Origin of the sequence: Candidimonas nitroreducens (genome assembly GCF_002209565.1) — a bacterium.
Taxonomy (GTDB): domain Bacteria; phylum Pseudomonadota; class Gammaproteobacteria; order Burkholderiales; family Burkholderiaceae_B; genus Candidimonas; species Candidimonas nitroreducens.
Window position 1 is genome coordinate 34,448 of the sequence record NZ_NJIH01000007.1, and the last position, 23,754, is coordinate 58,201.

The following is a 23,754-nucleotide window of genomic DNA, read 5'->3' on the forward strand; positions in this document are numbered from 1 at the left end:
CTGTCTTTGGAGGCTCGCTACCGCTGGAGTACGGAGCGCAAACGCTTTCACCCTTACTCATCACGGCCGCTTGTCTAACCAAACGTCTTCAAGGCGCGAATTGTTATACACGCTGTTGTATGCGCGAACCACATTCTTCACATATGGATAACGGCAGGCGCCCAAGTAGCCAGTGTAGACCACAGGGCGCACCGCTTGCTTGACGATGCGCCGGTCGATCTCGTGAACGAGCTGTGCGCGCTTTTTCACGTCGGCCATTCTTGATTGCTCTTCGATCATAGCCTGGGTTTTCGCATCGCAATAATCGCCGAAGTTGCCCGGAGACTTGCAGCCGAAGTCCTGGAAAAGCACCGAATCGGGGTCATCCACGGCCGGGGCGGCGGACAACATGTTGAACTGATATCCACTGCGCTGTGCGAGCCGTTGACGTTCCACGCTTATATCGACCGGATCGAGTTTCGTATCGATATAAATGGATCGGAGCTGATCCGCAAGCAAGGTTGCGGGTGTCACGTGCGTCGGGCGATTCACCACCATCAGCGTTGCCGATAGGTGGTGATCGGGGCCGTAGCCCGCCTGCGCCATAAGTTTGCGCGCCTGTTCTCGATTGGCTGCGACATCGGGCCCATAGCCGGGGAGATCCTTGACCTGATCGGGGGACAGGCCCCAGGACGCCGCAGGTTTCGGCAGCATGATGCCGGTAGCCACCACCTTGCCGCTCGCCATGAGCGAATTGAAGGCCTGGCGGTCTATCGCCAGCGCTATCGCACGCCGTATTCGCTCGTCGCTCATCGTGGCGTCCTTGGGGTTGTACAACACCTCTCCCAAGATGGGCTGGGGCCCCAAGTCGCAAATCGCCTCCGGTTGGCGGGCCTTGATGCCTTTCGCGCCATCGACGTCGAGTTCCGCCCACGTCAGATCCACCTCGCCGGATACGAAAGCCAGGTTTCGAGTCCCTTGATTGGAGATGACCCGGTACTCGATCGCGTCGAGATACGGTTTGCCTTTTTTGAAATAATCCGGATTGCGCACCAGCCGGATCACCTGATTGCGGCGATACTCTGCAAGTTTGAATGGCCCCGTTCCGATGGGATGAGTGCGCATGGTCGGGCCATCCACATGGCATGGATAGACCGGAGAATATCCGGACGCCAGCAATACCAGGAAAGACGGCTGCGGGCGCTTGAGATGGAACGAAACCTCGAGATCGCCGTTCGTCGTGATCATGTCAAGATTCTGATACCAATTCCCCCGTGGATTCTTGCGCCAGCCTCCGTTGCGCTTTCCCCTCAAGGTATCCCAGGTGCATTGGACATCGGCGCTCGTAAAAGGCTTTCCGTCGTGCCACTTTACGCCCGGATGCAATTTGAAGGTAAGCGTCTTCTGATCCTCCGACCACCGCCAGGAGTCGGCCAGATCCGGCTTGATATTGGTTATTTCGTTGACATGCGACGATTGATCGAACAGAACCAGATTGTTAAACACCGGCATGAACGGAATAACCGTCGATGAAGTGCCCTCTTCTTGTATGGAGGCACTCGGAGGATTGTCCCTGACGACTGTACGCAAAGTTCCACCCATTTTTTGCGCGAATACTGTTCCTGTACCCATCAGCACAAGGAAACTGCAGGCTGCTACTTTCCAGATCGACTTCATTTCCCTTCCCTTTGTCATTGTCTCTACTATGATTATGAAATTAGGAATCTATTTAGTCAACTATTTAGTATACAATTAAAAGGATGAAGTACATCCAAATTGTGCCTTTCCTATTCCGAGGAGACATCTTTTGAGCACCACCAAAGCTTCGCAACACGCCGCCGGCGAAACGACACCTTACTCGGCCGGCACCAACCGCCCCAGCACGGAGCTCCCACCCGGCGCCACCGATTGCCACCATCATATTTTTGACCCGCGCTTTCCTCGGGCCAACGGACGGACAGGGGTCTGGGCGACTGTCGCAGACTATCGCAAGCTGCAGCACCGACTGGGGCTAAGCAGGTCTGTCGTCGTATGCCCCGGAAGCTATGGCTTCGACAACAGCGCGCTGCTCGACGCGCTGGCGCAAATGGGCTCACAGGCGCGCGGCGTGGCCGCGATAGAGATTTCGACGCCTGACCAAACCCTCGCATCCCTCAACCAGGCTGGCGTCCGCGGGATCAGGCTATACCTGGACGGTGCAAACCGCCGTAGTCCAGCGCAAATCCAGGAATTCGCCGCTCGCATCGCGCCCTGGAAATGGCATATTCAGATACTCCCGGATGTTTCCAACGGTGCGCTGGAAGACTGTGCCGCGACACTTGACCGGCTGAATTGCCCGATAGTGCTCGATCATTTGTCTTACATTCCGCAACCCGAAGGCTTGGCCCATCCCCGCTATCAAGTCGTAAGGCGGTTGCTGGACAATGGGCGCACCTGGATCAAATTATCCGGCGTCTACATCACTTCCAAAGTTGGGTATCCGGACTATCGTGACATCGACGCTCTTGCCACAGAACTCGCAACGCTCTACCCGGATCGCGTCCTGTGGGGCACGGACTGGCCCCATACACTGACCCCCGAGGTCAAACCCAATGGCGCCGAACTCGTCGACCAGTTGGCCCGCTGGGCGCCGGACGATGCCGCTCGACAAAAGATCCTGGTCGAAAACCCGAACGAAGTTTATGGGTGGAATATTGACAACATAGCATAATATAGTTAACAATTAAGTTAACTATATTAATATCCGCACTCAAGGCGAGAGGCCATGCACTTCAACATCCGTAGACTAAACCCGGCGATCGGCGCCGAAATCACCAACTGCGACTTGCGCGAGCCACTGAGCGCGGACACGGCCAGCGCCATATATCAGGCATGGCTCGATTCTAACGGCCTGCTAGTGGTTCGCGACCAGCATCTCGAGCCCCAACACCAAGTAGCTTTCGCCAGCATCTTCGGCGAACTGAGCGGCCCCGAAAGGAAAGTAGGCGGGGCCTGGAGCGAAATGCGGAATACGCATGCTCTGCCGGAATTCCCACAAATCACGCGCATGTCGAACAAGAAGGACGAACAGGGCCGGCCACTCGGCCGTGTGGACGCGGGAACCTTCTGGCACACGGATCTGGCCACCCGCCAGATTCCGGGCAAGGCCTCATGCTTGTATGCGATCGAGATTCCGCCTTATGGCGGAGACACGATGTTCGCCTCAATGATCGCCGCCTATGACGCCCTGTCGCCGCTGTTCCAAGAGCGATTGGAGGGGCTCGAGGCCGTCCATACCCTGGCGAAAGTATACGGAAACCAAATGACCGGGGGCATGATGGGCGAAGAAAACGAAGTCAAGCACAACTCGGCCATCCATCCGGTCATACGCCAGCATCCCGATACGGGCCGCAAGTCCATTTTCGTGGATCGAGGGTTCACGACCCAGATCGAAGGCCTCAACAAAGCTGAGAGCGACGCACTGCTCGAGTTCCTGTTCGAGCACAGCACCCAGCCCCAGTTCATTTATCGGCATCAATGGCGCACCAACGATTTGTTGATCTGGGACAATCGATGCACGATCCACTATGCGGTATCTGACTACAAGGGCATCGGTTGGCGCTATATGCATCGCTGCACAATCCGCGGCAACGCCGATATCCCTACAACTTAACGGAGTCAGCAAGGATGGAGACTTGGACGTCTGCGCAAATGGCATCGATAGACAAGATGCTGAACCCCTCGTCCATCGTGGTCGTCGGAGCGACGCCACGCATGCAATACGGGGGAAAATTCTTTACACGAGTCTTGAGCTATAAAGACCGCATTCAGTCGTTTGCGGTCAACCCCAATTACGACGATATTTTCGGAGAACGCTGCTACCACACCGTGGCAGACCTGCCGATCACACCCGACCTCGCGGTGGTCATTGTTCCCTACCACGCCGTGTTGGCCACGCTCAAGGAATGTCACGCCAAGGGAATCCGGGCCGCCATCGTCATTTCGGCCGGGTTCTCTGAACGTGGAGACAACGACCGCAAAGCGCTGCAAGACGAATTGACTCGCTATGCACGTGAATCCGGCATCCGCATCAGCGGGCCGAATTGCCTTGGTTTGGCAAACATACGCGATGACCTGTGGCTGACCTCCTCGAGCCGCATCAAGTCCGGCATTCCCGGCAATGTCGGCGTCATCTGCCAAAGCGGCGCATCGCTCTTCGGGCCCATCCTTAGCCGCGCGCACGAACAAGGCATAGGCATGAGCTACGCCGTGTCTACCGGCAACGAAGCCGATCTCGACTTTTCGGATTTTGCCCGCTACATGATCGACGACCCCAATACGCGCGTCATCGCCGGATTTATCGAGGGATTCAAGGACGGCAGAAAATTCCTGGAAGTTGCCAAGCTTGCCGCGGATCGCGGCAAGCCGATTGTTCTTATAAAAATAGGCCGCTCGGCGCAAGGCAGCCGAGCAGCCGGCAGCCATACCGCGGCAATGACGGGGGCCGATGAGCTCTATGACGCCGTCTGCCGCCAATATGGGATTCTCCGCCTGGAAAGCTATGATGAGCTGCTCGAGATTGCCAATTTCCTTGCCAAGTATAGCGATATGAAAACGGCCGGTGTCGGCCTCGTGTCGAATTCGGGAGGCGTCATATCGTTTACCGCAGATATGTTGGGCAAGCATGGGATCTCGCTGCCCCCACTCAGCGATCAGGGCCGCGAGCGCATCGCCCAATTGCTCAAGGGGTTCGGCGCGGCCGCCAACCCCGCAGACATTACCGGAAAAGCAAGTGGGGAAGACTTTGGAGAGATCCTAGGCTATATGCTCGACGAGCCCGAAATCGGCACTATGATTGTTGCTTGCGCCGGAGGCAATCGCCAGATCGAACAGATAATAGAAGCCAACCAGGCTCGCAACAAACCAGTCGCCTATCTATGGACCGGCAGCCGCCATCAAGACACAGGGCTACCCATGCTGAAAGCCGCGGGAATCCCGGTGTTCTACAACCCTGCGACCTTGGCCAAGGGGTTGCGCCATTTGGCCGACCTATCCAACCGGCGGGAAAAAGGTCTCGCCACCTCGGATGGCGCCAAGGCCATCGGCCTCGGCGCAGACCAGCGCAAAGCCGTCGAGACTGCCTGCAATGAAGGTGCCCGCCAACTCTCGGAAGCACGCAGCAAGAGCCTGTTGCAAGCCTGGGATATTCCCATCACAGAAGAGCAGGTGGCGACGTCATCCGAGCAGGCAGCAGCCATCGCTGCCCGCGTCGGGTATCCCGTGGTTTTGAAAATCGCATCGGCCGATATTCCGCACAAGACAGAAATAGGTGGTGTGCAGCTGGATCTATGCAACAAAGAGCAGGTCGTCCAGGCCTACGATCGCATACAGGCAAACGCCCAAAAGCATGCCCCCGCCGCCAAGATCGACGGCGTGCTGGTTCAACGCATGCTGGACAATTCGATTGAAGTCATTGCCGGTATTTCCTACGATGAGCAACTGGGCCCCACTCTGCTTGTTGGCGCAGGTGGAATTCATACCGAGCTGTACAGAGACGTCACACTGCGCGCCTGCCCCGTGACGCCTGCGCAGGCCTTGGATATGCTGCAGGAGTTGAAGATCTATCGCCTGCTGCAAGGTTTCCGGAATGTCGTCCCCGGCGATATCCAAGCGTTGATCGACTCCATCGTAAAGCTTTCACATATGGCGGTACAGCTGGAGGGGGTAATCTCCGAGGTTGATCTCAATCCCATTCTCGTCCAACCGCAGGGTCAGGGCGCGATCGTGGCCGATGCGCTAATCACATTGAAAACCGTGGAGGAGGCCCAGATGTGCGCATAAGCATTCCACATGTAGACAGAGAGCCTTCGCTTCTCGCATCCGGATTACGGAATTTTGAAAATTACCACCGCATGCCTACCTTGGCTCAGGGCCGCTGCCATGACGTGATTGGGCTCCCACCCTAACGGGGATGGCAGTTGCGGCCACCCCCGAGGATGAAAGAGGCTTCTTTCACATTAAACAACGGTAAAGTCGCGCGAACTACTCGAACTTGCCCAGCGTGAGCTTCAGGCCGGAGGTCTTGGTGGCGATGATCATGGGTTGCTGATCGCCGACATCGTCGTAGGCAAAGCCATAAGCCAGGCCGTTGGCGCTGTACTGGTGGAAATGCTGTGCCCAGACATTGCAGGCGACCCCGGCCGGGTAGTTGGCGCTAATGGGCGGCGTGTAGTTAGGCCCGGCGTCGATATTCAGCTCGGCCGTGGTGCCGCTGAGGACGCCGCGGTTGAACGCGGCAAGAATGGCCTTGCCGGTGTTTCTCAAGTCGCTTAGCAGGTCGCCGGTCTGCGGCACGCCGACGCCTGTCATCGTGCCGTCGCAGTCCAGCACATTCTTGGTTGTGATGTCATTGAAAGTGAACTGCGGCCCGCCGGTTTTCATTTTGTCTTTATAAAAGACCATGGTCTTGGTGCCGGCCTGGGCCTCCCCGTAATATGTTTTTTGCAGCGCATTGGAAGAGCATGTGACGGCCAGCCAGTCGCTGCGGTGATCCAGCACACCACTGATCACCGCATCCAGATAGGTGCTGGTCTGGATGGCCGGGGATTTGGAAGGGGCCAGCGCACGCAATTTGCTGCCGGTATTGGCGGCCGGCGGATAGGCATCGCCATCCACCCCGACAGTAGGCACTTGCACCGAGGTATTGAAGGGCTCGCCCAGCAGGGCCAGATCGGCAAGGATCTCGGATCTTTTCTTGTTGTACAGGCCTTGCGGGCTGCCCTGGACATTTTCACCTGCGGCAACCGCAGAGATCGGGAATCCGTACTGATCGACCTGCGTCGTGTTGATGTACAGCAGGCCGTCCACATCGTAAGAGAACTCCAGCCAATCATAAAAGCACAGCGCCCCTATGCCGCCGGCCGCAACGACCGGAGTCGTATAGCCATCGACCTTTCCTGCGGCGGACAAATCGCCGCCGACCCTGGGAGTGAATGGCAGCAAGGGCTTGCCTACCGAAATCCAGATGCGCCCGCTGAACGCGGCCGGGCCTTTGCCGAAGCCCGGGATATTGGTGCCGTTGAAACTGGTCAGGTCGGCCACTTCAGTGACGCCCGAACGGTTCAGCGAAATACCATAATTGGCCCACGGGCTCGGATAATTCTGGGTATAGGTGGCGCCGGACAGGCCTGTTTGGAATTTTGACGAATCGGTGATCGTGTTGTCGCTGGTCGACATTTCGACGGGGCGGTTCGTCGTCTGGTCGTAACGATAGAAAACCTGCCCCGGCGTTTTGACCAGGCCGGTAATGTAGGCGTAGACGGGAATATTGGCGGGGATTCCGGTGGCGGTCTCGCTGGCGTCGATCAGCAGTTTGTTGGTTCCGCTTAGGCCATCGCCGCTGGCAGGAGCTTGCCCGGGCTGGGACGTGAGGCCGCCACTGGATTTGCCATCGTCATCGCCGGAACCGTCGCAGCCACCGAGAATACCGATCAACCCCGCCGCGCCCAGGCCCTTGAAAACAACGCGTCGCTTCCAGTTGAAACCTGCCATGATGCTTCCCCTGATATGCACCACCCACGCCTGGCCGCAGACGGCCTAGACAATGAAACAACTGAACCCATGCACGACCCGCGACCTGCGATTCTAGTGTCGAGTTCGAGACGCGGATAAATGCTTAAAGTTTCGAATATTATTTAATTGTTATATTGTATTGCAACAGGCATATGGAGTCGAGCGCCTTGATTTATATACGGATGCGCCCGCACCGAACGCTTGGGGGCCAAAGGACTCGAACCCCGTACCTCCATCGCCTGCATGGGCCTCCGGGATGCACAGAGTAGGTGCTATCATGGAAACTGCCATCCATGCCGAATGGGTAGGAAAAACGACCTGCGTGCCGCGTACCGCGGCGGCACCGAACCGGCTGGCTGATGGGCGTTTCGAAGCCGTGCTGGAAACCGCCGGCACCAGGTAACACCTGTTCCCGACCTATCGTACCGACATGGAGCTGATCAAACGCGGCGGGCATCGCATCCCGCCACTGAACCCGCTGCGGTTCTTCGAAGTCGTCGCCCGCACCCAGAACCTGACGCTGGCAGCGCAGGAACTGTGCGTAACGCAATCGGCCGTCAGCCGGCAGATCGCCGTGCTCGAAGCCTATCTGGGGGTCGAGCTGTTCCGCCGCGGCCGCCACGGCGTCAGCCTGACACCGATCGGCAAGGCCTATGCCGAGCAGGTCATCCCTTCCTTCCACAATATTTCCGCCGCCACGGCCAGGCTTCTGGCCAGTTCGCACGGCGGCATGCTGCGGGTGCGCACCTACACTACCTTCGCGTCACAATGGCTAATCCCGCGACTGCCAGACTTCCGGAGCCTGCACCCCGATATCGATGTCGACATCGTGACCGGCATGCGCGACGTCGACTTCGAGCGCGACGCGGTCGACCTGGCGATCCAGGCTGGCGTCGGCGACTGGACGAGTGCCCGGCACGATATGCTCTTCTACGATCGCATCGATCCGGTATGCTCGCCAGCCTATCTCAATACCCATGCCCAGGGCGGCGATGACTTGCCTGCGCTGTTGCGCGGCCGCTTGCTGTACTCGCGCTACAGCCACTCGCACTCCGATTGGGAGGCATGGCTGGATCGCAATGCGATGACAGCCGGCACCTCGGCCTCCGAATGGACTGGCTTCAGCATTTCAATGCTGGCATGGCAATCGGCAGCGGCGGGGCTCGGTGTAGCGATGGGCCAGATCGCAATGCTGAACGAGGAATTCAAGCTGGGCAATCTGCTACGCCCATTCAACAAACCGGTACGCCGCGACCATGCCTATTACCTGCTACGACCCAAGCAGCGCACCGACTTGACCAAGGTCAAGGTCTTCCGCGAATGGCTGTTGAAGTGCGCGGCGCAAACCCGCGCAGACCTCGACGCCGCCGACTAAACCGGCGGCGGCCGCTCATGAAGCAAGCGCGGGAATAATCTTCCGCTCCATCAGCACCGTCAACCAATGCTTCACGCACTCTTCTGTGTCGTAGACTTGCGTGAAGCCCGCCTGCTTGATCTTGACCGTGCTGACAAACACCGGCGCGGGCGGCGTTTGCAATCCGTACCCGAACCGCGCATCGGCGGAGTAATGCGACTCGCCCAGCAACTGTGCCATGCTCATCGGCCGCAGGCCGTGTTCCTGCACGAGCCGCGCCCAGAGATCCGCCCGGCTGGGCAAGTATTCCGCAAGGCTCAAGGGCTGATCCGGCCCCGGTTCGACACGCAGGAACTCCGCCAGCCTCGGCCACAGGTCGTGCCAGCTGAAGGCTTCGCCGTTGGTCAGGTTGTAATGCTCGCCCCAGGCCTTGGGGTTGTCCGCGGCCCAGACGGCCGCGTTGGCGATCAGTCGGGTATCCACCGCTTCGCGCGGGAATGAAATGTGGCCGGGATAATGGAACGCCCGGCCTTCCGCGCGACACAAGGCGGCATAAATGCCGATGATGGGCACCGTGTTCATGGCGACGCCCACGTTCGGCCCCAACACAAGCGTGGGGCGGAAAATCGTCCAGCCGAAGCCGATTTGCGCGGACTTTTCCCGGATGTAGTCTTCCTGGAACCAGTACGAATTCGGATGGTCGTCACGGGGATAGCGCTCTCGCGCGGGAACAGGGATAGGATGCAGATGCAGGCCGTAGGCCTTGGTGCCCTGCAGCAGGGTGACGTGCTGCAGGCGGGCTGCCTGGGCCAGCGGCTCCATCACGTTCCGGATCATGGCCAAATTGGTAGACATTTGTTCCGGATCCTGCCAGCCGGCGATCAAGCCGGGCTTTTCATAGACCGCGGCATAGACCACATGCGTTACCTGGGACTGGGTTTCCAAGGCACTGCGGCACGCCTCGGCATTCTGCAAATCCAAGGGCAAGTGCGTGTACGGCCTGCTGCTGAAGACTTCCGGGCGCCGCCGGGAAACAGCGATGACATCCCAGCCAGCGTCCAGGAAGGCATCGACGGCGGCCGCGCCGACCAGGCCGCTGGCGCCCGTGACAAGAACGGTACGTGGCATCTCTGGTTCCCCCAGGGTCAAAGTTTGATCTTGCCGGCCTCAATCACCTTGCGCCATTTGGCCTGCTCGGCGCGCTGGTAGTCCGCCAGCGCCTGCGGCGTGCTGCCGATCGTCACCGCGCCCAAGTCACTCAGGCGCTTTTTCACTTCAGGCGTCTTGAGCGTCTTGTTGATCTCGGCCGACAGCTTCTGCACGATGTCCGGCGGCGTGCCGGCCGGCGCGTACATGCCATACCACGACGAAGCCTCGAAATCGGTACCCAGAGATTCGGCGATGGTCGGCACGTTGGGATAGTCGGGCAGGCGCTTGGACGTAGCCACCGCCAGCATGCGCAGATTGCCCGACTTTATTTGTGGCGCGGTGCTGAGCAGAGCGTCGAACATGACCTGCACTTCGCCCGCCACCAGGCCGACCAGGGCGGGGCCCGAGCCCCTGTAGGCGACGTGGGTCATGGTCGTGCCCGTGCTGGCCTTGAAATATTCGGCGATCAGGTGCGACGATCCCCCCGTGCCGGACGAGGCGTAGTTCACGCTGCCCGGATGCGCCTTCAGATACGACACCAGCGCCGGCACGCTGTCCACCGGCAGCACCTTCGGGTTCACTACCGCCACCATCGGAATCGTCAGTACGAGCGACAAGGGTACGAAGTCCTTGTTCGGATCGTAGGGCACCTTCTCGTACAGCAGCGGGTTGATGGCCATCGCCAGGCTGGACATCATCACCGTGTAGCCATCGGCCGGGCTCTTGGCCGTGTGAAGGGCACCGATGAAGCCGTTGCCGCCGCCCTTGTTCTCGACGATTACCGGAGTCTTCAGCGATTCGCCCAGCCCGTGCGCAATCACCCGCGCAGCAATGTCGGTGGGGCCGCCGGCGGCGTATGGCACGATCAAGTGGATCGGCTTGGACGGCCAGGCGTCAGCGGCATGGGCCGCGGGAACAACGGCGACGGCGAGCATCAAGGCAGCCCTCCGCAGCGTGGTATACAGGGATTTATTCATGTCAGATCTCCTTTCAGATGCGCGCAGCGTTCTGGTACGCCAGCTTCAGGCCCGGCCGCGGCCAATCGGCCTCCAGCAGCGTGCCCGTCCACGAACCGGTGAGATAGGCCTTGCGCATGCCGTCGCCACCGAAGCAGATATTGGTTACGTGCGTGTCGGCCTCGATGGGAATGAATTCTTCCAGGCCGCCTTCGGGGCGGCAGACCGAGATACCGCCGTGATGCAGGGTGCCGACGCAGATATTGCCGTTGGCTTCCACCGCCAGTGAATCGAAGCGAGCGAACACTGGCGAGATATGGATCAGTCGGCTGCCGTGCGGCGACTGGTTGCTGGCCGTCACCGGATCGGCCAGTTGCCCCGGGCCTTTCAGGCGCCAGGCCCAGACCCGCGCATTGTCGGTTTCCGCCACATACAGCGTATTGCCGTCCGGCGACAGGCCGATGCCATTGGGCTTAGCGATCGGGAAGATGATTTCCTGGACGGACGAGCCATCGGCCTTGGCGTAGCAGACGCTGCCGTGATCCAGGTCGCGCGCGCGCGATTTGCCAAGGTCGGTGAAGTAAAAACCGCCGTGACGGTCGAACACCAGGTCGTTGGGGCCGCGGATGGGCTGGGAGCCGACGTGGGTGTACAGCTCTTCCACCTTGCCGGTCTCGATGTCGACACGCTCGATGCGCCCGTGGGTGTAGTCGCCGGCCTGCCCGGCGGTCACCATGATGCCATCGGGACGCTTGCGGAAATGCAGGCCGCCGTTGTTGCAGACATAGCATTTGCCGTCAGGCCCGATGGCCGCCCCGTTCGGGCCGCCGCCAAGCTCGGCCACGATATGCTTGCGGCCGTCAGGCCAGACGCGCGTCAGCGTGCGGCGGCGGATCTCGACCAGCAGCACACTGCCGTCGGGCAAGCAAACCGGCCCTTCCGGGAACTGCAAATCATCGGCAATGATGCGGGTTTTCATGTCGTCTCCTGTTGTGGATCTGGAAAATTCCGGGCCGCTCAGGCCCCAGCTGCGCGCCTGGCGATCAAGGCGTCGACCGCCATGCCACCCGACGCGCGGGCGATGAAAGGGTTGATTTCCACGCTTTCCAGCGTATCGCCGCAATCCACGGCGAAAGCGGACAACGCCGCCAAGGCCTGGGCGATGGCCTCGAGGTCGACTGCCGCGCCGCCGCGGACGCCCTGCAGCAGCGGCAAGGCGCGTACTTCGCGAATCATTTGCCGGGCATCGTCCAGTGTCAGGGGCGCCGGGCGGAAAGTGACGTCCTTCAGCACTTCCACAAACACACCACCCAGGCCGAACATGGCAATCGGCCCAAACACCGGATCGCGCGTCACGCCCAGAACGACCTCGACCCCATCCTGCAGCATCGGTGACAACAGCACGCCGTCGATGCGCGCGCCGGGACAGCGCGCGGGTATGCGATCCATCATCGAGTCCCAGGCCTGGCGCACCGCAGCCTCGTCGGCGAGACGCAATTGCACGCCGCCCACGTCGCTCTTGTGCGCGATGTCGGGCGAGAGGATTTTCATTACCAATGGATAGCCGAGTTGCTCGGCCGCCCGCGCCGCTTCCTCGGCCGTGTGAGCGACCGCCTGCGGCACGAAGGGGATGCCGTAGGCGGCAAGTGCCTCGGCCGCCTCATATTCGGTCATGGGGCCGGCCGCCGGCAACGCGGGGGCCTGGCGGCCCTGGTGTCGCGCCGCCGGCACCGCGGCTGCATAGCCGGCAGCCAGCTTGGCCATTGCACCGATAACGCGCGTGGCCCGGCCCGGATCGTCGAACACCATAATGCCGTGCGCTTCGAGCTCTTCGGCCACCGACGGCAACACGCGCGAGCAGAACGCCACCACCTGTCCAGGATTTTCCTTGCGCAAGGCGAACAGCTCATGCTTGATTTTGCCGAACTCCGCTTCGCTCTGGCCCAGATTGGCATTGAAGCTCACGATGCTGTCCATGCCCTGGCAGGTGAACAACAAGCGCATGATGCGGTTAAACAGTGTGCGGTCGCCCAGTGTCTGGGCGGTAGTATCGACCGGGTTGGCTGCGCTGGCGAACGGCACTACGGACTTGATGTCGCGCTGCACCGATTCGGGCAAGGCCGGCAATGTCAGCCCGCACTGCGCCGCGGCATCGGCCACGATCACACCCACCCCGCCCGACGGCGTGATCACTCCAACGCGGTTGCTGGCGGGCAGCGCCGACACCGAGCAAGCATAGGCGGCGTCCGCCATTTCTTCGAGCGAGGCCACGCGCAGCGCGTTGCATTGCTCGAACACTGCGTCATAAACGGCATCAGCGCCGGCCAGCAAGCCGGTGTGCGAAGCTGCGGCGCGCGCGCCCTGCTCCGAAGCCCCCACCTTGAGTACGATGACCGGTTTGCGCTGGTTCCGCGCGGCCAGCAGTGCGCGGCGCAAGCGCTGGCCGTCGCTGCAGCCCTCTATATACGCCATGATGACGCGGGTGTCAGGATCGTGGGCCAGCCAGGCAATGCTGTCGGCAACGTCCAGCCCTGCCTCGTTGCCGGTGGCGATGAAATGGCTGAAACGCACGCCACGGTCGCCCGCCAGCCCATACAGGTACGAGCCGATGGCGCCGCTCTGGGTAACGATCGCCACGTCGCCGGCCGGCAGCACGCGATGCTCGAGGGCGCTCATGAAAGTCGAGAACATGGCCCGCCGGGCGTTGAAGACGCCGATGCAATTGGGGCCAACCAGTGTCACGCCGGCCTCCATGCAGCGCGCCGCGATACGTTCTTGGGTCTGGCGGCCCGCCTCGTCGATCTCGCCGAAGCCCGAGCTCAGAACCACGATGGAGCGGGCCCGCTGCGCAATGGCTTCGTCCACGACGGCCTCCACCTGCGGGCCGGCGACAGCGACGATGATCTGATCCACCGGCTCACCGACGGCCGCCAGCGACGCATGGGCGGGCAGGCCCTGAACCTCCGTTTGGCGTGGATTGATCGGGAACAGCCTGCCGGCATAGCCATTGGCCAGCATGTACGCAATCGGGCGGCCGCCTATCTTGCGCGGGTCGCTGGAAGCTCCCACGACTGCGATCGAGCCGGCATGCAGCAAGGCATCCAGGGTACGGGTATCGGACGGCGAAGCATCCGAGGGCTTTGAGGTTTCAGTCATGACTCAGTCCTTGGGCAGGTGCAACGCACGCACGGCCAGCAGATTACGCTGCACCTGCGAGGTTCCGCCGAAGATGGTGACGGGACGCGTGATCATATACAGCCATTCCAGATCATGCGTCAGGCCGAGTTCGGGAGCGACATCGGCGATACCGCCACACTGGCCCGCCAAGTCCATCGTGGATTCAACAATGCGCTGCAACAGCTCGGCATTGAACAGCTTGAGCATGGAAAAATCTTCTTCCGCGACCTTGCCGTGCACCGCCGCCCGGCACACTTGCTCGTACAGCGCCGCGGAGTCGTCGACATCGCAAATGTAGCGGTCGGCCATCTCGCAGTAGCGCTCGGTCTGCGCCATACCCATGGCCTCGGCAGTCTGCCGCAGCACCTTGAGCGCGTAACGGATGAGTTCGGGCGAACCATGGCTCCAGCGTTCGAAGCCCAGCAGGGCCTTGCCCACCGTCCAGCCCTGGCCGATCTCACCTACTACATTGGCCAGCGGCACCACCACCTCGTCGAAGAACACTTCGCACAAGTGCTCTTCGCCGGCCAGCGTGCGGATCGGCCGGATGCGGATGCCGGGCGTCGAAAGCGGCACCAGCACGAAGGTGATGCCTTCCTGCTTGCGCGTGCCGCCACCGGTGCGCACCAGCATGTACATCATGTTGGCGTCGGTCGCCAGCGTAGTCCAGATCTTCTGACCGTTGATGACCAAGCAGTCGCCTTCGATGCGGCCGGACGTCTTCAGGCCGGCCAGATCCGAGCCCGCGTTCGGCTCGGAATAGCCCTGGCACCAGACATCTTCGCAAGCCAGAATGCGCGGCAGGTAGTGCTCGCGTTGCGCCTGGCTGCCGTAGCGCAGCAGGATGGGCGCCACCATGCGCAGCCCATGATCCAGCGGGCGGGCCACGCCGTAGCGATCCAGCTCTTCCTGGTAGATCAGCTGCCGCGGCAGCGGCAGGCCCAATCCTCCTGCCTCGACCGGCAGGCCGGGTGCCCGCCAGCCGTCGCGAAACTGCGCGCGCAACCAGGTACGTGCTTCTTCGCCGGTTAATTTTTCCAGCGGATTGCGCATCTCGGACGGGTAGTTGGCGGCAATCCAGGAGCGCCACTCGGCGCGGAAGCCGTCGTCGTCCATAGCGCGCCGGTCGATCGAGGCCATCATGCATTCTCCTGTGCGAGATCCGCCAATTGGCGGTATTGCCTGCGATGCTGCGAACCGCCGCCGAGATAAGCGGCCAGGCGCAGCGCGCCTTTCAGGTAGAGTCCGATCGACGCCTCGGCGGCGAAGCCGATCGCGCCATGGGCCTGGACGCCGAAACGGCCGGCCGAAATTCCCGTATCAGAGGCACGCGCCTTGGCCGCCGCGATCGCTCGCCGGGCATCTATCGTGCCGGGCGCGGCTTCGCAACGATCCATCGCCGCCCGGCACGCCGCACGCGTCAGCGCCTGCTGTATGCCGATATCCACCGCCAGGTGCTGCAGGCTCTGGAAACTGCCGATATGGCGGCCAAACTGGACGCGTGTGCGCATGTATTCCAGCGTCAGCTCGAAACCCGCCGCCGCCATGCCGCAGAGCTGCAGGGCTGTTGCGAGCATGGCTTCGTCGCGCGCCAGTTCCAGCGCCTCGGTCACCACGGAGCCGTGTGCCAGCAGCGCCTGCGCCGGCACGCAGGCCTGCTCGAGCTTGACCAGCGCCACGGTGCCGCCGTCGCTGCCAAGACGTTCGGTGATCTCCAGCCCCGCGCTGCCGGCGGGCAGCAGGAACAAAGCCGCCTCGCCGTCCAGGCGCGCGCTGACCAGCAGCGCGTCGGCCCAGCCACCGGCCACCACGCCATACTTGCTGCCGTTCAGCACATAGCCACCGCCGGCCCGGGCCGCCACCGTCAGGAGCGGCTCGGCATCGAGCCGCTGCGGCGCTTCTTGCCAGGCCACGGCGATGACGCGCCCGCCATCGACCAGCGCACCGGTTATTTCCTGCCAGCGCCCGTTGCCCAGATGCGCGGCCAGAACCGCCGGAATCAGCGAGCATGCCACCAGCGGCTCGGGCACCGCACGGCGGCCGAAAGCATTCGCCAGAATGCCGACATGGCGCACTTGCAGGCCACTGCCACCCAACGTTTCCGGCAAACGCAACGCCAACCACCCCTGCTGCGCAATCGACCTCCAAAAGCCGCGATCGTAGGCGTTGCGGCCAAGATAGACGTTACGCAGGCGTTCGTCCCGGAATTCACTCGACAGGAAATCCTCGGCCGAATTCTCGAGCAGAACTTCTATTTCATCTCGTTCAGTCATATAAAAATATTCCGTGGGTCATACAGTGGCGGTGCCACCCAGAATCACCGTGCTCTGGCTCGCCAGCACCCCGCCGTTGCCATGCGCCAGCGCCACTTCGCAGTTAGCCACTTGGCGCTCGCCGCATTCGCCGCGGATCTGGCGTGCCGCCTCGATCAGCAGGAACAGGCCGTACATGCCAGGGTGTCCGTACGACAGGCCGCCGCCGTTGGTATTGGTAGGCAGCGTGCCGCCCGGCCGCAATTTACCGTCGGCGACGAAAAAGCCTCCTTCCCCCTTGCCGCAGAAACCCAGATCTTCCAGGAACAGCAGTGTGGTGATCGTGAAGGCGTCGTAGATCTCCCGTACGTCGACGTCGGCCGGCTTCAGACCCGCCATTGCATAGGCGGCCGCGCCAGACTCGCGTGCGGCGGTAACGGTCAGGTCGGGCATGTTGGAGATTGTCTGGTGCGCCTGAGATTCGCCGCAACCCAGGACATAGACCGGTGGCTTGCGCAAATGGCGGGCGCGGGCCGCCGAGGTCACTACCACGGCGCCTCCGCCGTCGGTGACCAGGCAACAATCACGCACCGACAAGGGATAGCTGACCATACGCGAACCGAGCACCTGCTCGGCCGTCAATGGTTCTTTTTCCCAGGCCGCCGGGTTGAGCAGCGCCCATAGGCGCGCCGCCACGGCCACCTCGGCAAGGTGCTCGCGCCGGGTTCCGTACAGGTGCATGTGCCGCGACGCGGCCAGCGCATAGGCGCTTGACGGCAGGAAGGGCTTGTACGGCGACTCGTAGGGATTGAAATCGCGCACTACGGCACCGGTGCGGCCGGCGGTGCGCAGCGTGCTGCCGTAGGCGATGACGGCCACTTCACACAAACCAGCCTCGATCGCGGCCTGGGCATGCGCCAGGTGGGTCATGAAGGAAGAGCCGCCCAAATATGTGGAATCGCCGTAATTCGGCCGTATGCCGAGATATTCGGTCAACGCCAGCGTCGGCATGCGGCTTTGCGTGGCCGCGCTGAATAAGGCGTCGACGTCGCTCGTCTTCAGGCCGCAGTCGTCCAGTGCGCGCACGACGGCCTGTGCCATCAGGTCGAGCGGCGACAAGCCCTCGGCGACCTTTCCCAGATCCGATTCGGCCACTCCCACTATGGCGCAGCTACCCCGCTTCAAGCCTTTCATACCGCCCCCGCGACAACGAGATCGAACACAACCAGCGGTGCTTCATCGCCCGCGCCCGGCACGATACGGGCGCACACCGGCGCACCGATCGCCACTTGATCGGCGGCCACGCCTTCGACGCGCGACATCATGCGGAAACCCTCATCGAGGTCGACCAGCGTGACGTTGTAGGGATCCCCGGAGCGCGGATACACCTCCGTGGTCGCATAAACGCGGCCGCGGCCGGCGCTGACTCGCCATTCGAGCCGGGTCGAACCCGTAAACGGACACGCCACGCGGGGAAAGAACACAGCCTTCTGCGCCTCCGGGCTGAACTGGTAAGCCAGCTCGCCGCGGCGCAGATGCTCGTGATAGATCTGCAGCGGGGATTGGGTAATGGTTACTTGCATGCTTTCAGCTTCCTCTGTTCATCATTCCGGAACGATGCCGGCCTGCATGGTGATCCCGGCCCATTTCCGCCTTTCCTTTTCAACGAAATCCCGCGTCCCGTCCAGGGTATAGGGGCGGAAATCCACCCCCGCCGCCTTCAACGTGGCCTGCGCGGCCGGCGACATGAAAGCCGCGTTGGTGGCGCGGTTGATCTGCTCCAGCGCTTCGCGCGACGCACCATGGGCGGTAACCAGCACGTTCCACAGCGAAGCCTCGAAGCCGGGCAGGCCCGCCTCGTCCGCCGTGGGGACTCCCGGCAGCAGCACCGAGCGCCGTGCGCTGGTCACTGCCAACGCCTTGATCATCCCCGCATCGACCGTCTTGGCCGAAAGCGGCACCGACAACAGCGCCATGTCGAGCTGGCCTCCCAGCAGATCATTCATGATCGCCGCATGGCCCTGGTACGGCACCGCCGAAATCTTGACGCCGGCCACCGAACACAGGTATTGCAAAGTCAGGTGGCTGGGCGAGCCGCGCGACGGCGTTCCGCAGAACATGGGCTTCTCGCTGGCCTTGGCGGCGTCGATCAGGCCCTTCAAATCCTTGAACGGGGCATCAGACCGCGTCACGATCAGGTTGCCGAACTCGCCCAGGTGTGCAATGGCGTCGAGGTCGCGGCCGATCACGTAGGGCATCCGCTTCTGTGTCAGCGCCAGGGTTACGCTGGTGCCGATGCCGCTGATGCCCATGACAGAGACCGGCTCGCCCCGGGCCACGATCTGGATGCCGATCAGGCCGCTCGCGCCTCCATGGTTTTCCGGCACTACGGTGCGCCCGAGCTGCTCGCCGGCACTGGAAGCGAACAGGCGGCCAATGATGTCGGTGCCGCCACCGGCGGGATACGGAATAATCAGGCGGATCACTTTATTCGCACCCGCGGCCCACGCCCGGCCGCCGAGGGCGGCGTAGCCCGCGGCGGACGCCGCCCTCGTCAGAAAGCGCCGGCGGCCGGATGCCTGGGCGCTGCCTGCCCCGCGGCGCAGGGCGTCCTGCAAACTTTCGTGTTCTCGCATGCTTATCATCCGGATATGCCCCGTCATTGAGCCTTGATGCCCGCTTCGGCGATCACACGCCGCCACAATTGGTAGTCGTGCTCGACACGCTGGCCCAGCGCCTGCGGCGTGCTGGGCACGGCCTTCATGCCCAGCATGGCGTATTTCTCGGCGACCTCCGGCTCGGCCAGAATGGCGTTGATTTCCCGATTGAGCCGATCGACGATCGCGGCCGGCGTCCCCGCAGGCGCGAACAGGCCCATAAAGCCAATCACCTCGTAGCCCGGCAGAGTCTTGAAGATCGGCGGCACGTCCGGCAGCAGCTCCTCGGGCCGCAGACCCGAAGTGCCCAGTGCGCGAAGCTGTCCCGACCTCACGAAGGAAATCACCTCCGACGGCGTAGCGAACATCCAGTCGACGTGGCCGGCCACCACGTCCGATATCCCACGGCTGTTGCCCTTGTATGGCACATGCGTAAAGTGCAGCCCCGCCATGCGGGCCAGCAACTCGCTGCCCAAGTGATTGCTGGATCCGACACCCGATGAGGCATAGCTCAACCCACCGGGCTGCTTACGCGCGAACTCAATGAAGTCTTTCAGCGTCTTGACGGGCAGGCGCGGGTTGACCACCAGGATGTTGGCGTACTCGGCCAGCAGCGAGATGGGCGCGAAATCCTTCTTCGGATCGTAGGGCACCTTGAGCTGGATATTGGGTGTCACGGTGTGCGAGGCGGTGTTGCCCAGCCCGATCGTATAGCCGTCGGCCGGTGACTTGGCCAGGCGCTCCGTACCGATCATGGCACCGGCGCCGCCGAAATTCTCCACTACCACCGGCTGGCCCAGCCGAGCCTGCAGTTGGCCGGCAACGATGCGGCTGAGGGTGTCAGTAGAGCCACCGACGTCATAGGGAACGATGTACTTGATCGAATGTTCGGGCCAGCCTTGAGCGTAGGCACCCGCCATCACCGCGCATGCAGCCATGGCTGCAAATAGCCTTTTCATGATTGTCTCCATGTGTGCGGTGCCGCCCCCTGGCAGGTCACCCGTTTAATCCGGAACCGCTATGCCTGAGTAATGCCGTCCCGGCGTATAACCGCGCGACCATTGTCCAGGACCGTCGCATCGCGCCCCGGCACGCATGCCCGGAAAGCCACGACATCCCTTGCCTCGAACCAGAAATCCACTTGCAGGGTCTCGCCGGGATAGACCACCGATGAAAACCGGGCGTCGAATGCCAGCAGGCGCGACGGGTCGCCGTCAAGCACCAACAACAGCAAGGCACGCGCCGCGATGCCATAGGTGCACAATCCATGCAGAATGGGCCGCGGAAAACCCGCACGCTGCGCGCACGCGGGGTCGGCGTGCAGAGGATTCCGATCCACATTGAGCCGGTACAGCAAGGCCGCATCGGGCCGTATCGCGGCCATCGCGCTCCGGTCGGGCGCACGCGCCGGCAGCGCATGCGGCTGCGGGCTGATACCGAACGACTCGCAGCCGCCGTCGGCGCGGCAAAACGTGGTGTGCACGATGGTGACGACCGGCTCGCCTGTGGCGACATCAGAGAGCACGCGCTCGACGTGGACAAGCGCGCCCTTGCCCTCACCCTTGTCCTGCACGCCGGCCACGTGCGCATGCGCTACCAACTCGCCTTCCGGCGCCAACGGCCGATGGAAGATCATGCGCTGCTCGCCATGAACCACCTTGGCCATGGTGACGCCGAAACACGGGTCACGCAGCCACGCACCCAGGTGGCACAACACCGCCGCCATCGAGGGAACAGCCCTCAAGCCCTTTTCGTAGACGAAGGGGAGCTGCGCAGGATCCGTCGCATCGATGCCGAAACCGACGCTCAACGCGTACAACATCGTGTCGCGATCGGTGTAGCGCTGGCTGACAGGGGCAAAACGCCAGTCGCGCAACGACGCTGTATTCAATGGCATGGCGTGTCGCGCTCAGATGGCGTCCCAGCTGAATACATCGCGCGTGCGCTCCAGCGGAGTGAAACTCTTGCGCAGCGCCGGCTCCAGCATTTCCGAGAGGGACTCCAGGGTCCAGCCGCCGGCCCGATGCAGCGTACGGATCGGCCGAGGCTGGCTGTACAGATAGACTTCATTGCCACGCGCGCCAAAGACCTGGCCGCTCACTTCGCGCGCGGCGTCGGAGCACAGATACCCGACCAGCGGCGCCACTTGATCCGCGCGCGTGGTGCGGCGCCGTTTTTCCAGATAACGCTCCTGCTCTTCCGGGGACAGGCCCGGAACGCTTTCTATCATGCGGCTGAACGCGTGAGGCGCGATGCAGTTGGAACGGACGCCGAAACGGCCCATGTCCATCGAAATCGAGCGCGACAGCGCGACGATTCCGAGCTTTGCGGAGGCGTAATTGGCCTGGCCGATAGAGCCGATCAGGCCGGCTGACGAGGTCATCAGCACAAAGGCGCCGCTGCCTTGCTTGCGGAAATGCGGCGCAGCGGCGCGGCTGACGTTGAAGGCGCCGTACAGGTGAACTTTCATCACCGAATCGAAATCCTCCGGCGTCATCTTGTGGAAGATTGTGTCGCGCAGGATGCCCGCGCTGTGAACGACCGCATCGAGGCGGCCGAAATGCGACACGGCCCGATCGATCATGGCAGCGGTGCTTTCCCAATCCGCAACGCTGCCCACGTCGGCTAGCGCGGCGCCGCCTGCCGCCGTAATCTCGTCGGCCACTTGCACTGCGCGCGAATCAGCGGCGGGCTTGCCATCGAGTGTCACGCCGAGATCGTTGACCACGACCTTGGCACCTTGGCGGGCCAAGGCCAGTGAAATTTCCTTGCCGAGCCCACCACCCGCGCCAGTGACTACGATGACCTTGCCCTCGAGCGCCTTACCGTCCATGCAAACCTCCTCAATGAGGTACGCAGTGTAGGGCGAGTCCTGCAAGGCTGAATACTTCGAATTCGACAATCAGGTATTGGAAAAAATCATGAGAGAAGGCATTCACCCTCGGGAAAATCGGCAGCCAGCCGAGGGGCGGCCACCAGCGCCATAATGGGGCGGGCGGCGGAACGCGGCGTACCCACGCTCGGTCACCCTCACGCAGTTGCGCTTCGCTGCATTCGCTGTGATCCATTTATGGCGGGACTTGCACCCGCAGGAGCCCGCCCATGCTGGGCGCACATAGCAAAAAGCCAGATCAGCTAAGTTACTGATCTGGCTTTGGAATTCGACCACATAAGTGGTCGGGGCGAGAGGATTCGAACCTCCGGCTCCTGCGTCCCGAACGCAGTACTCTACCAGGCTGAGCTACGCCCCGACTTGATGCTGCGGTGGTTTGCCGGGCCACTTGTCCGCAATCCTGGCGAATGCGAACCGAACCTGCGCCCGTCGGTAGAATCGACGAGCCCGCGAATGTCGCGGGAGCCGTATTTTAGCAAAACGCGGCGCACCGCGCCTTGCCCTGCCGTTAGCGATCCCGCTCGACCGCGAAAGAGCAGAATTCTAGCAAAGAATCGCCATAAGCGGAAACGGGGAAGGCTTGCAGGGCCGCGCGGGCCAGTTCGGATTCGGCGCGGGCCGCCTGGCGGGTGTAGTCCAGCGCATCGGTGTCATGGATGGCGCGGGCCACGGCCTGGAAGTCGGCTTCACCGGTCTGGATCGCCGTTTTTATAAGATCGCGCTGGCTCGGCGTGCCGACTTCCATGACGCGGATCAGCGGCAATGTCGGCTTGCCCTCGCGCAGGTCGTCGCCGACGTTCTTGCCCAAAGACTCGACGTCGCCGCTGTAGTCCAGCACATCATCGATCAGCTGGAAGGCCGTGCCGACATGGCGTCCATAAGCGGCGGCGGCGTCGACCTGGCTGGGCGTGCCCGCGGCAATGACCGCCCCTACCTGGGCCGAGGCCTCGAACAGCTTCGCGGTCTTGTAGCGCACCACCTGCAGGTAGCGGTCGAGCGACACGTCGGGATCGTGCACGTTCATCAGCTGCAACACCTCGCCTTCGGCGATGACGGTGGTGGCTTGCGAGAAAATCGACATGACCCGCATGGTGCCGGCCTCGACCATCATCTCGAACGAGCGCGAATACAGGTAGTCGCCCACCAGCACGCTGGCCGCGTTGCCGAATACGGCATTGGCGGTGCTGCGGCCGCGCCGCAGGTCGGACTCGTCGACCACGTCGTCGTGCAGCAGGGTCGCGGTATGGATGAATTCCACCACCGCGGCCAGCAGGTGGTGGTGAGAGCCCTGGTAGCCCAGTGCCTTGGCCGCCAGCAACAGCAGGGCCGGGCGCATGCGCTTGCCGCCGGCGCCCACGATATAGTCGCCGATGGTGCGGATCATGACCACATCGGAATTCAAGCGCGCGCGGATGACCGCGTCGACGGCTTTCATATCGTTTGCAATGGGAGCAATCAGCTCGGCGAGATTCAAATTCTTGTCCGGATGTATAAGTCTGCAAAGCAAGACAAGGATTATACGTGTTCGCTGCTGCGGCGCGTGGGTGCGGCCTGCGGGACATGGCCTCCCACAGGGCCCTGCCCAAGGGAGGCTGCCGCGCGACGGCCGGGGAATACGCAGGCGGATCGCGTAGGCCGGGCCGCGCAGGCCAGCCTACGTGGCCCGGCCTACGCGGCCCGGCCTACGCGGCTCGACGGATTTGTTAAGCTAGCTGTTTTCGACGCTGCAAGCCCCACCCGCAGGCCCGGTATCCGGGGCCGGGCGCACGGACGCACGGCCCGACGG

The 23,754-nt window shown here is 62.3% G+C and carries 20 protein-coding genes and 1 tRNA gene; 5 read left to right on the top strand and 16 right to left on the bottom strand.

Annotated features, from left to right (window positions below):
- Positions 1-60: 60 nt before the first annotated feature.
- Positions 61-1,656, bottom strand: coding sequence for an ABC transporter substrate-binding protein (locus CEY11_RS12300; RefSeq protein WP_158215294.1), 1,596 nt, complete (start codon positions 1,654-1,656; stop codon positions 61-63).
- Positions 1,657-1,786: 130 nt separating this feature from the next.
- Here CEY11_RS12300 and CEY11_RS12305 point away from each other — a divergent pair, with 130 nt between their 5' ends.
- Genes CEY11_RS12305 through CEY11_RS12315 form a run of 3 tightly spaced genes read left to right on the top strand, consistent with a single transcriptional unit; the run spans position 1,787 to position 5,799 of the window.
- Entirely contained in the window at positions 1,787-2,689 is a 903-nt protein-coding gene (locus tag CEY11_RS12305) for an amidohydrolase family protein (protein ID WP_158215295.1), read from the top strand.
- 54 nt (positions 2,690-2,743) lie between these two features.
- Positions 2,744-3,631, top strand: coding sequence for a TauD/TfdA dioxygenase family protein (locus tag CEY11_RS12310; RefSeq protein WP_088603708.1), 888 nt, complete (start codon positions 2,744-2,746; stop codon positions 3,629-3,631).
- 38 nt (positions 3,632-3,669) lie between these two features.
- Positions 3,670-5,799 (top strand): acetate--CoA ligase family protein, encoded by a 2,130-nt coding sequence (locus tag CEY11_RS12315; protein ID WP_158215296.1) that lies wholly within the window; start codon positions 3,670-3,672, stop codon positions 5,797-5,799.
- Positions 5,800-6,000: 201 nt separating this feature from the next.
- Here the strand turns inward: CEY11_RS12315 and CEY11_RS12320 are convergent, their stop codons facing one another.
- A complete protein-coding gene (locus CEY11_RS12320) occupies positions 6,001-7,509 on the bottom strand; it encodes a beta-1,3-glucanase family protein (RefSeq protein ID WP_088603710.1) in 1,509 nt (502 codons plus the stop codon).
- A 298-nt stretch (positions 7,510-7,807) separates the two neighbouring features.
- Between CEY11_RS12320 and CEY11_RS25950 the strand changes: the two genes are divergently transcribed.
- Both CEY11_RS25950 and CEY11_RS12325 read left to right on the top strand, forming a co-directional pair.
- On the top strand, positions 7,808-7,933 hold the full coding sequence (locus tag CEY11_RS25950) for a hypothetical protein (RefSeq protein WP_269845281.1): 126 nt from the start codon (positions 7,808-7,810) through the stop codon (positions 7,931-7,933).
- A 27-nt stretch (positions 7,934-7,960) separates the two neighbouring features.
- Positions 7,961-8,905, top strand: a complete 945-nt coding sequence (locus tag CEY11_RS12325; protein ID WP_088603711.1) for a LysR substrate-binding domain-containing protein — start codon at positions 7,961-7,963, stop codon at positions 8,903-8,905.
- 15 nt (positions 8,906-8,920) lie between these two features.
- Here the strand turns inward: CEY11_RS12325 and CEY11_RS12330 are convergent, their stop codons facing one another.
- From CEY11_RS12330 to CEY11_RS12400, 14 genes are all read right to left on the bottom strand, one after another.
- Positions 8,921-10,012: an SDR family oxidoreductase gene (locus tag CEY11_RS12330; RefSeq protein ID WP_088603712.1), complete on the bottom strand. Its 1,092-nt coding sequence runs from the start codon at positions 10,010-10,012 to the stop codon at positions 8,921-8,923.
- 17 nt (positions 10,013-10,029) lie between these two features.
- Positions 10,030-11,010 carry a Bug family tripartite tricarboxylate transporter substrate binding protein gene (locus tag CEY11_RS12335; RefSeq protein ID WP_088603713.1) on the bottom strand — a complete coding sequence of 327 codons (981 nt, stop codon included), beginning with the start codon at positions 11,008-11,010 and terminating at the stop codon, positions 10,030-10,032.
- A gap of 13 nt (positions 11,011-11,023) precedes the next feature.
- Positions 11,024-11,968 carry an SMP-30/gluconolactonase/LRE family protein gene (locus tag CEY11_RS12340; protein WP_088603714.1) on the bottom strand — a complete coding sequence of 315 codons (945 nt, stop codon included), beginning with the start codon at positions 11,966-11,968 and terminating at the stop codon, positions 11,024-11,026.
- Between the two features lie 38 nt (positions 11,969-12,006).
- Entirely contained in the window at positions 12,007-14,145 is a 2,139-nt protein-coding gene (locus CEY11_RS12345; protein ID WP_088603715.1) for an acetate--CoA ligase family protein, read from the bottom strand.
- A gap of 3 nt (positions 14,146-14,148) precedes the next feature.
- Positions 14,149-15,309, bottom strand: coding sequence for an acyl-CoA dehydrogenase family protein (locus CEY11_RS12350; protein WP_088603716.1), 1,161 nt, complete (start codon positions 15,307-15,309; stop codon positions 14,149-14,151).
- The gene (locus CEY11_RS12355; RefSeq protein ID WP_088603717.1) at positions 15,306-16,439 is read right to left on the bottom strand and encodes an acyl-CoA dehydrogenase family protein; all 1,134 of its coding nucleotides are present in this window, start codon (positions 16,437-16,439) and stop codon (positions 15,306-15,308) included. Before CEY11_RS12355 ends, CEY11_RS12350 begins: the two co-directional genes overlap by 4 nt.
- 18 nt (positions 16,440-16,457) lie before the next feature.
- Entirely contained in the window at positions 16,458-17,612 is a 1,155-nt protein-coding gene (locus CEY11_RS12360) for an acetyl-CoA acetyltransferase (protein WP_088603718.1), read from the bottom strand.
- Entirely contained in the window at positions 17,609-18,001 is a 393-nt protein-coding gene (locus CEY11_RS12365) for a Zn-ribbon domain-containing OB-fold protein (protein WP_088603719.1), read from the bottom strand. Before CEY11_RS12365 ends, CEY11_RS12360 begins: the two co-directional genes overlap by 4 nt.
- A gap of 21 nt (positions 18,002-18,022) precedes the next feature.
- Positions 18,023-19,054 (bottom strand): Bug family tripartite tricarboxylate transporter substrate binding protein, encoded by a 1,032-nt coding sequence (locus tag CEY11_RS12370; RefSeq protein WP_158215297.1) that lies wholly within the window; start codon positions 19,052-19,054, stop codon positions 18,023-18,025.
- 23 nt (positions 19,055-19,077) lie between these two features.
- A complete protein-coding gene (locus CEY11_RS12375; RefSeq protein ID WP_158215298.1) occupies positions 19,078-20,034 on the bottom strand; it encodes a Bug family tripartite tricarboxylate transporter substrate binding protein in 957 nt (318 codons plus the stop codon).
- A 59-nt stretch (positions 20,035-20,093) separates the two neighbouring features.
- A complete protein-coding gene (locus tag CEY11_RS12380; RefSeq protein WP_088603722.1) occupies positions 20,094-20,972 on the bottom strand; it encodes a MaoC/PaaZ C-terminal domain-containing protein in 879 nt (292 codons plus the stop codon).
- A 12-nt stretch (positions 20,973-20,984) separates the two neighbouring features.
- Positions 20,985-21,908 (bottom strand): SDR family oxidoreductase, encoded by a 924-nt coding sequence (locus CEY11_RS12385; protein WP_088603723.1) that lies wholly within the window; start codon positions 21,906-21,908, stop codon positions 20,985-20,987.
- Positions 21,909-22,249: 341 nt separating this feature from the next.
- A tRNA-Pro gene (locus tag CEY11_RS12395) sits at positions 22,250-22,326 on the bottom strand.
- A gap of 150 nt (positions 22,327-22,476) precedes the next feature.
- Positions 22,477-23,442 carry a polyprenyl synthetase family protein gene (locus CEY11_RS12400; RefSeq protein WP_088603725.1) on the bottom strand — a complete coding sequence of 322 codons (966 nt, stop codon included), beginning with the start codon at positions 23,440-23,442 and terminating at the stop codon, positions 22,477-22,479.
- Positions 23,443-23,754 lie beyond the last annotated feature (312 nt).

What these genes read in the sequence shown, in the direction of transcription:
- CEY11_RS12300 (WP_158215294.1), bottom strand. Translation starts at nt 1,656, where the DNA reads ATGAAGTCGATCTGGAAAGTAGCAGCCTGCAGTTTCCTTGTGCTGATG.
- CEY11_RS12370 (WP_158215297.1), bottom strand. Translation starts at nt 19,054, where the DNA reads ATGCGAGAACACGAAAGTTTGCAGGACGCCCTGCGCCGCGGGGCAGGC.
- CEY11_RS12345 (WP_088603715.1), bottom strand. Translation starts at nt 14,145, where the DNA reads ATGACTGAAACCTCAAAGCCCTCGGATGCTTCGCCGTCCGATACCCGT.
- CEY11_RS12350 (WP_088603716.1), bottom strand. Translation starts at nt 15,309, where the DNA reads ATGATGGCCTCGATCGACCGGCGCGCTATGGACGACGACGGCTTCCGC.
- CEY11_RS12380 (WP_088603722.1), bottom strand. Translation starts at nt 20,972, where the DNA reads ATGCCATTGAATACAGCGTCGTTGCGCGACTGGCGTTTTGCCCCTGTC.
- CEY11_RS12375 (WP_158215298.1), bottom strand. Translation starts at nt 20,034, where the DNA reads ATGAAAAGGCTATTTGCAGCCATGGCTGCATGCGCGGTGATGGCGGGT.
- CEY11_RS12330 (WP_088603712.1), bottom strand. Translation starts at nt 10,012, where the DNA reads ATGCCACGTACCGTTCTTGTCACGGGCGCCAGCGGCCTGGTCGGCGCG.
- CEY11_RS12340 (WP_088603714.1), bottom strand. Translation starts at nt 11,968, where the DNA reads ATGAAAACCCGCATCATTGCCGATGATTTGCAGTTCCCGGAAGGGCCG.
- CEY11_RS12365 (WP_088603719.1), bottom strand. Translation starts at nt 18,001, where the DNA reads ATGCAAGTAACCATTACCCAATCCCCGCTGCAGATCTATCACGAGCAT.
- CEY11_RS12325 (WP_088603711.1), top strand. Translation starts at nt 7,961, where the DNA reads ATGGAGCTGATCAAACGCGGCGGGCATCGCATCCCGCCACTGAACCCG.
- CEY11_RS12320 (WP_088603710.1), bottom strand. Translation starts at nt 7,509, where the DNA reads ATGGCAGGTTTCAACTGGAAGCGACGCGTTGTTTTCAAGGGCCTGGGC.
- CEY11_RS12315 (WP_158215296.1), top strand. Translation starts at nt 3,670, where the DNA reads ATGGCATCGATAGACAAGATGCTGAACCCCTCGTCCATCGTGGTCGTC.
- CEY11_RS12335 (WP_088603713.1), bottom strand. Translation starts at nt 11,010, where the DNA reads ATGAATAAATCCCTGTATACCACGCTGCGGAGGGCTGCCTTGATGCTC.
- CEY11_RS12355 (WP_088603717.1), bottom strand. Translation starts at nt 16,439, where the DNA reads ATGACTGAACGAGATGAAATAGAAGTTCTGCTCGAGAATTCGGCCGAG.
- CEY11_RS12360 (WP_088603718.1), bottom strand. Translation starts at nt 17,612, where the DNA reads ATGAAAGGCTTGAAGCGGGGTAGCTGCGCCATAGTGGGAGTGGCCGAA.
- CEY11_RS12310 (WP_088603708.1), top strand. Translation starts at nt 2,744, where the DNA reads ATGCACTTCAACATCCGTAGACTAAACCCGGCGATCGGCGCCGAAATC.
- CEY11_RS12385 (WP_088603723.1), bottom strand. Translation starts at nt 21,908, where the DNA reads ATGGACGGTAAGGCGCTCGAGGGCAAGGTCATCGTAGTCACTGGCGCG.
- CEY11_RS25950 (WP_269845281.1), top strand. Translation starts at nt 7,808, where the DNA reads ATGGAAACTGCCATCCATGCCGAATGGGTAGGAAAAACGACCTGCGTG.